Here is a 10,447-nt window from a genome sequence, read left to right as displayed (position 1 = left end):
GAAGGGCCTTGCGGGCCCGCTTGAACCCGGCGTCGGCGCCGAGGAAGTTTTCGAGCATGGCGGGGATCAGCGTTTCGGGCTTTTCCTCCTCGCCATAGGTCTGCCGGTAGATCGCCGCATAGTCGGCAAGCGCCGCGGCGAGATCGGGATCGACGCTGATGGTCAGTTTGACCGGCGTCCGATCAGGCAGTTTGTCGATGCGCAAACTCATGGGCGCCTCCTCATTGCGGCCGAAGCACGAGATCGCGCGTGACGATGACGCGCACCGGCCAGCCGGGCCGTACGCGGATTGTCGGCTGAACGCCAAGATTGCGTTCGACGACGCGCTGACCGGCCTGGTTCACCGTGTCGCTCATGCCGCGTCGGATCGCGCGTTCGATGTCGCTGTCGTCTCCGGAGCCGAGTTCCGCGGCGATCCCGAGAATGGTGGCGAGCCCCGCCGCGGCGAAGACCCTTCCCCAATGATGATCGGTGCGGTCGGTGACGCCGGCATAGCCTCTCGCGTCCGCGCCAGGCTCCGAAATCACCACGGACGTTCCGTCCGGGAATATCATCCGCTCCCAGACGATGAGCGCGCGATCCTGGCCGAACGAGACTTCCGACTGATAGCGCCCGATGAGCCGCGTGCCTTGCGGGATCAGGAGATAGCCGCCCGTGACCGTGTCGTAGACGGGCTGCGACACCTGGGCGATGATCGTCCCCGGCAGGTCGCTGTTGATGCCTGTGATGAGAGACGCCGGAATGAGCGTGCCCGCCATCACCTGAAAGGGTGACACAGGATCTTCAACGCTGTGCGGATTGTAGATCGCCGCATCGGCGCGCTCGCCAGCGAAAGCCTCCTTGCGACCCTGCAAGTTCGGATCGTCCGACGCACTGCCGCCGCTCATCGAGCGCTGTTGCAGGCCCGCAAGCGCCATCAACTCCGCGCCGATCCCGTCGAGGGCATCGCGTTCGGCAGAGCGCCCGCCGCTTGGCAGGTCTCCGGTTTCCGATTCCAGCCGGAGCCCGCGCCGCTTCGTCTTCAAGCGCGGCAAGCCGCATGCGCCGGGCGCGCTCGGCCTCGTCTTCCGGATTGGGACGAAAGTCGTCGTCGAAACGTTCAGCATATTCCGGCTCGACGCCAAGATCGCGCTCGGCCTGCAGGACGGTTGCGCCGAGATCGCCTGCAAGCGGCGGTCCGAGACGTGGAACGTCGCGCTTCACATCGCTATAGCTTGCCGGCAGCGAGGAGAGCCCTTCAGGCTTGCGCGTGTTCGCGGTATTGTAAAGTTCCTGGCGATCGGCGGGATCGGCCGCCCGCGGCGGTTTGAGCGCGATGCTGGCGGCGGCGAACAGCAGCAGCGCGCCGGCCGCTGCGCCCGCCATCAGCGCTTTGCGATTGATCTTCGCGACCGGCCGGGGCGAGGACCGTATTTTAAGACGCTCGGCATGTTCGTCAAAGGGAACCGGATCGGCCATCGCGCTCAGCCCTTCGATCCGGCGCCGAGCGACGCGGCGCGTTCGACGCGGACGATGCGCACGACCGTCTGGCGCTTCTCGCCGAGACGCAGCTCCGCCGCGCGGAACAGCCGGTCGACGACATAATAGTTGCCGCGCACGCGGTAGTTCACGAGTTCCGCATCGTTCTCGTCGTTCAGCACGAATAGCGGCGGCATGTCCGTGGTCGCGATGGACACCGGCATCTGGATGAAGAGCTGCCGCCCGTCATCGAACACCCGCACCGGCTTCCAGTCCGGATCGTCGCCGGTGAGCCGGTAATCGAAATTGAGCCCTTCAATGGCGACGCCGCGCTCGACCGATCCCTCTTCGCGGGCAAAGGCATCGCGATTGCGCGCGGCGAGCCGCGTCAGCTCATCGGCGGGATAGCGCCAGGAGAGGGCGGCCATGTAACCGGTCTCGACGCTTTCGAGCTCCAGATGATAGGTCCGGCGATCCGTCGCGATCATCAGATTGGTGCGGATACCGGCATTGATCGGCTTTACGAGCACATGCGCGCGCGCTTCACCGCCCGAGCCGGAGACCGTGTCGCCCACCACCCAGCGCACCGTGTCGCCCGCTGAAACGGACACGAGGTCCTCGCCCGGCTGCAAGGCGATGTCGCTGACCTGTCCGGGGCTCGAATAAAGCCGGTAGAGCGCGCCCTCTGCATAAGGATACACCTGGATCGCATTTACATAGCCGTCCGGCGTCGGCTCGATCAGCGCATGCTCGCGGCCTTCCTCGATCGCCTGTTCCGGCGGAACCGGCGGCTTCGCCGGCGCCGTCTCGATTTTCTTCAATTGGCCCGGCAGAGGAAGCGGCACGGCGGTCTCGACGATTTCTACCGGGTGGTCTTCCGTCTCCTCGAACGGAACGGCGCCGACAAAGCCGACACGGTCGAACCCGTCATCGGCGGGCGCCGACGCGCAGGCCGCCGTCAGGGCGAGCATGGATGAGGTCAGAAACAAGCGCATGGGTCAGTCTCCTGTGACAAGGTCCTGGCCCCAATGGAGCTCGTGGACATACAAACCGAGTGGATTGGCGCGCAGCGTCGCCGCATCGCGCGGCGGCTGCGTGACGACGGTGAAGAGCCCGGTGAAGCGTTCCAATCTCATCAGCGCGCCATTCTCGAAACTCTTCTCGATCCAGCGCGCCTGGAAGCTGTCATCGGAGACGCGGACCACGCTCACGATCTCGACGGTCCGCGATTTGCGGCCGATTTCGGCAAAAGGGTCGTTCGCTTGCGCGTATTCGTTGAGCGCGATCGCTCCCCGATCCGTCACGAAATCGTAGGCCGAGAGCCAGTTCTCGCGCACCACGACCGGATCGACGGACAGCCCGCGCACATGGCTGATGAAATTCGCGAGGTGATGCGCGATCTGCGCATCGCTCGGATTGTAACGCTCCGTCGCCGGCGCAACGGCGCGCGCTGCGCCGGTCTCGTCGATCTCCACCACATAGGGCGTGACCGTCGATTGCAGACTGCGCCAGAAAAGCGCGCCGGACGTTGCGAAGGCGAGCGCGAGGCAACCGAGCGCCATCAGACGCCAGTTCTTCGCCTGCACGCGCGCCGAGCCGATTCGCTCGTCCCAGACCTGCCCCGCCTTCTGATAGGGCGTTTCCGGATAAGGGCTCTGGCCGTAGCTGGTCGATGAGCGTTTGAAGAGCATGGGTCAGTCGTCCTTGTCTGTGAGGCTTGGCGCAGCGCCGGAAGATCCCTGATCGCCATCGCGCAATGTGTGGGCGGCCGCCTGACTCGCATGCGTCATGTGCTGTTGCGTCTGCATGCGCCGCGCCCAGGCAGGGCTTGCGGTCGATGCAGGCGGCGAAGGCGGCGGTCCACCGACCGGTGATCCGCCCGTCGCTGCCCATGCGCCGCACGCGCCACTCTGGTAGGCTTCGCGAATGCCGTCGCCGGGACGCGACAGGCTGCGGCGGACTACGTCGCCGCCGGCGCGGGCGACGCCCGCAAGACCCGCAGCAACCGCGCCCGCGCCGGATGCGCCGGAAGCGACCGAGCCCATCGCATAGGAGGTCCGCGCGCCGCCGGCCATGGAAGCGCCCGCCTTGACCGTGCCGGAGACGCCCTTCGCGCCCGCGCCGATCAGCGCCTTGCCGCCAAGACCGGCGGCGTAGGCGCCGGCAAGCACGCCGGCTGTTGCACCCGCGGCCGAACCGGCGCCGAGCTGCGGCGCGCCGGTGATGAGGCCCGAGGCGATGCCCGGCGCGAAGATCCCCATCCAGAAGAAGACAAGCGCGGCGAGGACGCTGCCCATCACGTCGGCGAGCGTCAGGTCGTCGCCCGTATGGAAAGCCTCCGTCACGGCGGCGAACAGCGTCGAGCCGATGCCGATGACGATGGCGATCACCATCAGCTTGACGCCCGAGGTGATGACATTGCCGAGCACGCGTTCGGCCAGGAACGAGGTCTTGTTCCACAGCGCGAAGGGCACGAGCACGAACCCCGCCAGCGTCGTCAGCTTGAATTCGAGAATGGTGATGAAGAGCTGCACCGCCAGCACGAAGAAGGCGATGATGATCACCGCCCAGGCGATGAACATCACCGCGATCATGACGAAATTGTTGAAGAAGGCGACCGGCCCCGACATGCCCGCGATCTTTTCGAGCAGCGGTTTCGCCGCATCGAGACCGACGCCGGCAATGAATCCCGGACGCAGCAAATCTTCCGCCGTCATGGCGCCGCCCGTCGCGGTGAGCCCGAGCCTTGCGAAGCTGTCGAAAATCACGCCGGCGAGCAGCGAGAAATTGCCGATGACGAAGGCGAAAAAGCCGACATAGAGAATCTTCTTCAGGAGGCCCGCGATGACGTCGGCGTTCTGCGACAGCGCCCAGAAGAGACCGGCAAGCGTCACATCAATCACGATCAGCGTCGTCGACAGGTAAGCGACATCGTCCGCGAGGAGCCCGAAGCCCGAGTCGATGTAAGCGATGAAGGTCGCGAGAAAGGTGTCGATCACGTCCATCGCCGCTCAGTCCTCCATGAACCGCTGGAAGCGGGCGCGGGCGCGTTCTTCTTCCGCAAGCTCGCGCGCATGATCGAGGGCGTCGGCGCGGTACTGCGCCGCCATCATCGCCTCCATCTGCATGAGCTGTTCGGTCTGCATGGCTTCGATCTGATTGCCCGCCTGGGCCGCCTGCAGCGCGCCCGCTGCGTCCTGACTGCGCTCGACGAGCCCTGCGATGGCGCCGGCGTCGGTTTCATTGTCCGCAAGCGCGGCAGAGATCGTGACGAGCGTGTCGCGATAGGCGCGCCGCGATTGCCGCCAGCGCTGCCGTGCGTCCTCCACCAGCGCCGCATCGGACGGCGGCGTCGCGCCATAGGTTTCGGGATAGGCAACGTCGTAATCGTGCTCGACGGTTTCGACGTTGTAGCCGATGCCCTCCGCCTCGCGCATCAGTTCGGCGATGCTGTTGATGCGGTCGAGGATGATCGCCTCGGCGACATTAACGGGCAGCGTTTCGAGATTGCGCGCCATGTTCTCCAGCATCTCGATTTCATGAGCGAGCTGCTGGATCTGGTTCTCGACCTCTTCGAGCGTGCGCACGGCCTGCAGGATGTTCTGGATGTGATTTGCCGGGTCATAGACCGTCCATTGCGCCCGGGCCGCCGGGGTCATGAAGAAGGAGAGGGCGGCCGCGCAGAGCGCGCCTCTCATGAGATTGCGCTTGCTCATGTCATCATCTCCGGTTCGGCGAGGTAGGAGCGGACGGGGGAAACAGGCTGGGCGTCGTTGCTGTTGGCGCCGGGCCAGCGGCCGAGCAGGTCCGCCGCCCAGTCGAGGCCCCTGGCGCGCAGGAAGGCGACGGCGAAACCTTGCGGTCCCGCTTCGGCGAAGGCCTTGTCGATGCGCTTCTGGTTCACCGGATCGGCCGCGCCGCAAATGGCGCGCGCGATGGGGCCGAGCCCCAGATCGAACACGCGCGCGCCAAGCGGCGACTGGTAGTAATAATCCCGCTTCGGCGTCGCCCGGGCGATCAGCTCGATCTGGCGGTCATTGAGACCGAAGCGCCGATAGGCTTCCCGCGATTGCGGTTCGGCCGCGCGTTCATTCGGCAGGAATATCCGCGTCGGACAGGATTCGATCAGCGCCGGGGCGATCGACGAATTCGAAATGTCCGCCAGGGATTGCGTGGCGAACACGACGGCGACTTGTCTTTTGCGCAGCGTCTTCAGCCATTCGCGGATGCGCGCGGCGAAGGCCGGATTGTCGAGAAAGAGCCAGGCTTCATCGAGGACGAGCAGCGTCGGCCGTCCGTCAAAACGCGCTTCGAGCCGGTGGAAGAGATAGGTCAGCACCGCAAGCGCCGCACCGCCCGCATGCATCAGCTCTTCCATCTCGAAGCAGACCGTGTCGGCGAGGAGGAGACTGTCCGTGTCCGCATCGATCAGGCCGCCATGCGGGCCTTCGAGCTTATAAGGCCGAAGCGTCGCCTTGAGCGTCTCCTCCTGCAGCATGAGCGAAAGCCCGGTCAACGTGCGCTCCCCTGCCGGCGCGCTCGCAAGCGCAGTGATCGCTTCCCAGAGGCGGCCCTTGAGGTCCGGCGTCATGACGACGCCTTCTTCAGTGCAGAGGCCGCCAAGCCAGTCCGCCGCAAAGCGCGCGCCAGTCTCCGTGTCTATGTCTTTCAGCGGCTGGAGCCGCGGCCGGTCGGCGCCGCCAAGGTCGACATGCGCGCCGCCCATGGCGAGCGTCGCCGCCCGCGCCGAGCGGCCTTTGTCGAAGATGAAGATCTGCGCCTGCCGGTAGCGGCGCCATTGCAGCGCCAGCATGGAGAGCAGCACCGATTTGCCGGCGCCCGTCGGGCCGACCACAAGCGTGTGACCGACATCGCCGACATGGAGATTAAGCCGGAACGGCGTCGTTCCGTCGGTCTGCGCCTCGATCAGCGCCGGCCCGCCAAGATGGCGGTTCATTGTTTCGCCGGCCCAGACCGCCGATACCGGCGCCATATGCGCAAGGTTCAGCGTGTGCAGGATCGGCTGGCGCACATTGGCGTAAACATGCCCCGGCAAGGACCCAAGCCAGGCTTCGACGGCATTCAAGGTTTCCCGGATCGCGGTAAAGCCGCGGCCGTTGACGATGCGTTCGGCGATGCGGATGTGCTCTTCAACCGCCTTGGCGTCTTCATCGGCGATGGTGATCGTGGTGGTGACATAGCCATAGGAAACAAGGTCGCTGCCGAGTTCCTGCAGCGCGGCGTCCGCATCGGCCGCCTTGTTGTCAGCGTCGCTGTCGAGCAGCGCAGCCTGTTCGTTGAACAGCGTCTCGCGCAGCACCGCGCCGATGGATTTGCGCTTGGCGAACCAGTGCCGGCGTTTGCGCCCGAGGACTTTCTCGGCCTCGGCCTTGTCCATGGCGATGAACCGCGTCGCCCAGCGATAGGAAAAGCCCTGACGGTTCAACTCGTCGAGGATGCCCGGCAGGGTCGACTCCGGGAAGCCGAGGATGGTCAGCGTGCGCAGATGCGCCTCGCCGATCATCGGTTCGAGTCCGCCTGAAAACGGCTCGTCGGCGAGGATCGCGTCGAGAAAGACCGGCAGGTCCGGCGCCGTCACGGGATGGCGTTTCGTCGAAATCGTCGAATGCAGATAGGTCAGCGTCGCGCCGTCATTGAGCTGCTCAATTTCGGCGAAGGCGGTCGAGAGAAGATCGAAAACCCGCGCAGCCTGCTGCTGGAACGTCTCCAGCCTTTCGTGCCAGCTCGCCGAACTCTTTGCCTGCGGGCGCTGGATCAGCGCGCGCTCCGCATTGCCAGCCGCATCCGCCGGCGGCAGCCAGAGCAGCGTCAGGTAATACCGGCTTTCGAACCGCGCGCCGGCCTCATCGGCCTGCAATGCGCGCTCCATGTCGACGAGCCAGGACGCCGCGTCCGGGAACGCGCCATGCGGATAGTCGCCTGCTTCCTCGCGCTGCGCTTCGAAGAACAGCGCCCAGCCGGAGCCGAAGCGGCGCAGCACATTGTTGACGCGCGCCATGACGGCGACAAGTTCGGCTTCGGTCGAGCTTTCAAGATCGGGCCCGCGATAGCGGAAGGTCGTCTGGAACGAACCGTCTTTGTTAAGGACGACGCCCGGCGCTGGGAGGCACGCCCAGGGCAGATAGTCGGCGAGGAGACGCGGGGTCTCGGAATATTCTTTGAGGTTCAGCATGTGAGATGCTCCCGGTGCCGGGTCGAGCGCACCGCCACCGCCATGAAGTCAGGGTCACTCTTCGCAACGAAGACCGCCGCCGAATGGCCGAGCGCCCAAAGTGCAAGGCCCGGGATCCAGAGCCGCAGGCCCAGCGCCAGCGCCGCGGCGAGCGTCCCGATAGCGATGGCGGCGCCCCTTGGCGCGCCCGCCATCAGGATCGGCTCGGCGAGCGAGCGATGCAGAGGGATTTCGTAACCCTCGGTCATCAGACGAGCGCGCCGCCGCCGAAGGAGAAGAAGGTGAGGAAGAAGCTCGTCGCCGCAAAAGCGATGGAGAGACCGAACACGATCTGGATGAGCTTGCGGAAGCCGCCGGAGGTTTCGCCGAAAGCGAGCGTCAGGCCGGTGAGGGTGATGATGATCACCGCAACGATCCGCGCGACCGGGCCTTCGATCGACTGAAGGATCTGATCGAGCGGGCCTTCCCAGGGCATGCCGGTGCCGGCGGCGTGCGCGGGACCGGCGATCGCCGCGACGATGCCGATCAGGGCGGCGGCCTGAACGGTCCGGTTCACGGCCTTCAATTGCGAATAGAGCGTCATGACGCATCTCCTTGGCTGACGACAGAAAGGGCGGGAGAAAACAGCGGTTCGGTCAGGTAGCCCTCCGCGCTGTAACCGGTGACGCGCAGCGCTTCCTCGATGCGGCGCTTGCCGCCGGACCGGTTCATGAAGACGACGACGTCGATGGCGTCCGCGATCAGCGCGACCGGCGCCTGGCGTGCGGCTTCGAGGGTCAGTTGCTCAAGGCGGGCGAGCGCGCCGCGCGCCGAGTTCGCGTGCAAGGTCGTGACGCCGCCCGGATGGCCGGTGTTCCACGCCTTCAGGAGGTCGAGCGCCTCGGGGCCGCGCACCTCGCCGACGACGATCCGATCGGGACGCAATCTCAAGGTCGAGCGCACAAGCTGCTGCAGCAAGACGTGCTCCCTGTGCGTGCGCAACTGAACGACATTGCGCGCGGCGCAAGTCAGTTCGCGCGTGTCTTCGAGGATCACGATGCGGTCGTTTGCGAAAGCCGGCTCTGCGAGCAGCGCGTTCGTGAAAGTGGTCTTGCCCGACGACGTGCCGCCGGCGATCAGGATGTTGCGCCGCGCCTGCAGCGCCGCGCGCAGCGAAACGGCGAGGGCGGGCGTCAGGGCGCCCTGCCCCACGTAATCGTCGAGAGTAAACAGCATCGTCGCGGGCTTCCGGATAGAAAAGCACGGCGCCGAAGAAATGGGCGGGAGAAGCCCTTCGAACCGCTCGCCGCCGCCGGGGAGTTCTGCGGAGACGATCGGGGATTTGCGGTTGAGGGCCTCTCCCGCCCCGGAGGCGACAAGGCGGATAACACGCTCCCGGTCGGAGGGCTCGAGACGATGATCGGATGCGACGACGCCACGCCCGGCCTTTTCGATCCAGACCGATCCGTCGGGATTGGCCATGATCTCGATCGTGTCGGGCTCTGAAAGCGCATCGCGGATGACGGACGAGAACGCTGTACGCAACATTGTGATGTGGCGTTCGTCCGTTTCCTGTTTCTGCGCCTTCGCCGGCATGGGGCCGCTCCCTTTCAATCGTCTCAGGAAGGAGTGTCGGGGATTGAACGCCGATCAGGGAGTTGGAGCGCGGGCCAATGTCGGCAACGGCCCGCACTTCGCCGCACGCGGGGGATTTCGGGTCGTGGTAAACGGATCAGTGCAGGTGAAGTACAGTTCCGGAATTCACCCTCAAGAGGCAGATAATTCCGGGCAGATCACAGGCCGGAGACCGGCGCATTATTGGGTTTCTGTTTGGCGCCTTTCTTGCCATGATACGAGGCGAAGGGAGGCGGGCCATGTCCTATCCAGTCCCGAATTCCGAAGCCGATCTCAGCGCCTATGATTACCTCCAGCATCTGTCGCCGGACCGCTCGGCGTGGGAATTCCTGCGGCGAAATCCGGCCTTCCGCAGCGACGCCGCCGCCCGCACCGATGATGATCTTTCCGAAAGGATGGCGCCTTGCGTGCCGATCCGCCTGTTGCGCTCGCGGGCGCCGCAGACGCTCGCCGAGCGCTGGGGCCTCGTCTTCATGCCAAATCCGGATCGCAACGGCTTCGACGCAGATGTCGTCTGGAACCGGAGCGCCTTTCCCGATCAGGTCGAAGTGCATTGTACGCCGCGCGCGCTCGATGAGAGCTGTGAACTCTGGGACCGCTCTATTCCGATCTGTAACATCACCCACATCACAGACCAGGTTGGCCGCGAGTATCTCCTCGTCCGGCGGAACGACTTTGTCGTCCAGCTCTGCTGCACCGGATTATCCCTGCTCGGACTGGAACCCGTCCGCATGACGCTCGCCATCTCCGGCGTCGGCGATTACGAACGCCAGGTCAAACTGCAGAAGGCAGCGTTCGAAATCTACGGCGATCATACGCGCCGCGAATGGCCGGACTGGACGAAGACAACGCAGGTATTGCGCGACGGTCTGATCGCGCTCGATTGTATTGAGCATGGCATGAGCCGCCGGGAAATAGCCTGCGTGCTGCACGGGCGCGCGCGCGTCGAGCAGGACTGGGATGGGCCATCCCTCAAGCACGCCATCCGTTACCTCGTCAGGAAGGCGGAAGCGCTGCGCGACGGCGGGTACCAGAAAGAGCTCCTCGGCGCGGAGCCGACCGTGGCGGGCGTCTGACGGTCGGTCGGAATGCTCTCGGCGCGTTTTGACAGGCAATCGCATCTAATCCAACGGGTGGTTTGAGCGAAATTGCGGGCAAGAAATATCGATAACTCAAGGTTAT

12 protein-coding genes are annotated in these 10,447 nt (G+C 65.3%); 1 reads left to right on the top strand and 11 read right to left on the bottom strand.

Going from position 1 to position 10,447, the window contains the following annotated elements:
* From HY29_RS14325 to trbB, 11 genes are all read right to left on the bottom strand, one after another.
* A partial coding sequence (locus HY29_RS14325; protein ID WP_034798141.1) for a DUF2274 domain-containing protein occupies positions 1-211 on the bottom strand: 211 nt, incomplete at its 3' end.
* Positions 212-221: 10 nt separating this feature from the next.
* On the bottom strand, positions 222-758 hold the full coding sequence (locus HY29_RS19755) for a TraB/TrbI/VirB10 family type IV secretion system protein (protein WP_241765222.1): 537 nt from the start codon (positions 756-758) through the stop codon (positions 222-224).
* A gap of 25 nt (positions 759-783) precedes the next feature.
* Complete coding sequence (locus HY29_RS19750) at positions 784-1,458, bottom strand: hypothetical protein (RefSeq protein ID WP_241765221.1); 675 nt, start codon at positions 1,456-1,458, stop codon at positions 784-786.
* 5 nt (positions 1,459-1,463) lie between these two features.
* Entirely contained in the window at positions 1,464-2,453 is a 990-nt protein-coding gene (gene trbG, locus HY29_RS14315) for a P-type conjugative transfer protein TrbG (RefSeq protein WP_034798139.1), read from the bottom strand.
* 3 nt (positions 2,454-2,456) lie between these two features.
* A complete protein-coding gene (gene trbF / locus HY29_RS14310; RefSeq protein WP_034798137.1) occupies positions 2,457-3,149 on the bottom strand; it encodes a conjugal transfer protein TrbF in 693 nt (230 codons plus the stop codon).
* A 3-nt stretch (positions 3,150-3,152) separates the two neighbouring features.
* Positions 3,153-4,463 carry a P-type conjugative transfer protein TrbL gene (trbL, locus tag HY29_RS14305; RefSeq protein ID WP_034798135.1) on the bottom strand — a complete coding sequence of 437 codons (1,311 nt, stop codon included), beginning with the start codon at positions 4,461-4,463 and terminating at the stop codon, positions 3,153-3,155.
* A gap of 6 nt (positions 4,464-4,469) precedes the next feature.
* Positions 4,470-5,174 carry a P-type conjugative transfer protein TrbJ gene (trbJ, locus tag HY29_RS14300; protein WP_051601564.1) on the bottom strand — a complete coding sequence of 235 codons (705 nt, stop codon included), beginning with the start codon at positions 5,172-5,174 and terminating at the stop codon, positions 4,470-4,472.
* Positions 5,171-7,651, bottom strand: coding sequence for a conjugal transfer protein TrbE (gene trbE / locus HY29_RS14295; protein WP_051601563.1), 2,481 nt, complete (start codon positions 7,649-7,651; stop codon positions 5,171-5,173). Before trbE ends, trbJ begins: the two co-directional genes overlap by 4 nt.
* Positions 7,645-7,899 (bottom strand): VirB3 family type IV secretion system protein, encoded by a 255-nt coding sequence (locus HY29_RS14290; protein ID WP_034798133.1) that lies wholly within the window; start codon positions 7,897-7,899, stop codon positions 7,645-7,647. The genes trbE and HY29_RS14290 overlap by 7 nt, the downstream gene beginning before the upstream one ends.
* Complete coding sequence (locus HY29_RS14285; RefSeq protein WP_051601562.1) at positions 7,899-8,234, bottom strand: TrbC/VirB2 family type IV secretion system protein; 336 nt, start codon at positions 8,232-8,234, stop codon at positions 7,899-7,901. The genes HY29_RS14290 and HY29_RS14285 overlap by 1 nt, the downstream gene beginning before the upstream one ends.
* Entirely contained in the window at positions 8,231-9,226 is a 996-nt protein-coding gene (gene trbB / locus HY29_RS14280; RefSeq protein ID WP_051601561.1) for a P-type conjugative transfer ATPase TrbB, read from the bottom strand. The genes HY29_RS14285 and trbB overlap by 4 nt, the downstream gene beginning before the upstream one ends.
* A 278-nt stretch (positions 9,227-9,504) precedes the next feature.
* Between trbB and HY29_RS18625 the strand changes: the two genes are divergently transcribed.
* On the top strand, positions 9,505-10,341 hold the full coding sequence (locus HY29_RS18625; protein ID WP_051601560.1) for a DNA -binding domain-containing protein: 837 nt from the start codon (positions 9,505-9,507) through the stop codon (positions 10,339-10,341).
* Positions 10,342-10,447: the final 106 nt, after the last annotated feature.

The organism is Hyphomonas beringensis (assembly GCF_000682755.1).
In the GTDB taxonomy this organism is placed as follows: Bacteria; Pseudomonadota; Alphaproteobacteria; order Caulobacterales; family Hyphomonadaceae; genus Hyphomonas; species Hyphomonas beringensis.
This window is presented reverse-complemented; position numbering and strand designations above follow the sequence as displayed.

What these genes read in the sequence shown, in the direction of transcription:
- HY29_RS18625 (WP_051601560.1), top strand. Translation starts at nt 9,505, where the DNA reads ATGTCCTATCCAGTCCCGAATTCCGAAGCCGATCTCAGCGCCTATGAT.
- trbF (WP_034798137.1), bottom strand. Translation starts at nt 3,149, where the DNA reads ATGCTCTTCAAACGCTCATCGACCAGCTACGGCCAGAGCCCTTATCCG.
- trbJ (WP_051601564.1), bottom strand. Translation starts at nt 5,174, where the DNA reads ATGAGCAAGCGCAATCTCATGAGAGGCGCGCTCTGCGCGGCCGCCCTC.
- trbE (WP_051601563.1), bottom strand. Translation starts at nt 7,651, where the DNA reads ATGCTGAACCTCAAAGAATATTCCGAGACCCCGCGTCTCCTCGCCGAC.
- trbL (WP_034798135.1), bottom strand. Translation starts at nt 4,463, where the DNA reads ATGGACGTGATCGACACCTTTCTCGCGACCTTCATCGCTTACATCGAC.
- HY29_RS19755 (WP_241765222.1), bottom strand. Translation starts at nt 758, where the DNA reads ATGGCGGGCACGCTCATTCCGGCGTCTCTCATCACAGGCATCAACAGC.
- HY29_RS14290 (WP_034798133.1), bottom strand. Translation starts at nt 7,899, where the DNA reads ATGACCGAGGGTTACGAAATCCCTCTGCATCGCTCGCTCGCCGAGCCG.
- trbG (WP_034798139.1), bottom strand. Translation starts at nt 2,453, where the DNA reads ATGCGCTTGTTTCTGACCTCATCCATGCTCGCCCTGACGGCGGCCTGC.
- trbB (WP_051601561.1), bottom strand. Translation starts at nt 9,226, where the DNA reads ATGCCGGCGAAGGCGCAGAAACAGGAAACGGACGAACGCCACATCACA.
- HY29_RS14285 (WP_051601562.1), bottom strand. Translation starts at nt 8,234, where the DNA reads ATGACGCTCTATTCGCAATTGAAGGCCGTGAACCGGACCGTTCAGGCC.
- HY29_RS19750 (WP_241765221.1), bottom strand. Translation starts at nt 1,458, where the DNA reads ATGGCCGATCCGGTTCCCTTTGACGAACATGCCGAGCGTCTTAAAATA.